Below are 268 nucleotides of genomic sequence, written 5' to 3'. Positions count from 1 at the left end.
GCGGAAACCTTCGCCTTCGACCCCGCCAGCAACCTGCTCGACCCCCACGAAGCGCCCCAGGCCAACGGCCTCAAACGCAGCCGGCAGATGGACAACCTGCTGCACCAGTACCTGGGCAACCACTACCGCTACGACCCCCGTGGCAACCTCAGCGAGCGCTGGCTGGACGGCCAGCACGGCCGCTTCACCTGGGACCTGTACGACCGCCTGGTGGGCTACGAAGATGCCCGGCTCAAGGTCAACTACGGCTACGACGCCCTCGGCCGGC

1 protein-coding gene is annotated in these 268 nt (G+C 67.9%); it reads left to right on the top strand.

What is annotated here, in order from left to right:
• A partial coding sequence (locus tag AAZU54_RS27375) for a hypothetical protein (protein WP_434727906.1) occupies positions 1 to 268 on the top strand: 268 nt, incomplete at both ends.

This window comes from Pseudomonas sp. Je.1.5.c (assembly GCF_051129895.1).
GTDB classification, from domain to species: domain Bacteria; phylum Pseudomonadota; class Gammaproteobacteria; order Pseudomonadales; family Pseudomonadaceae; genus Aquipseudomonas; species Aquipseudomonas urmiensis.
The sequence above is the reverse complement of the archived record's forward strand: the minus strand, read 5'-3'. Positions and strand labels throughout refer to the sequence as shown.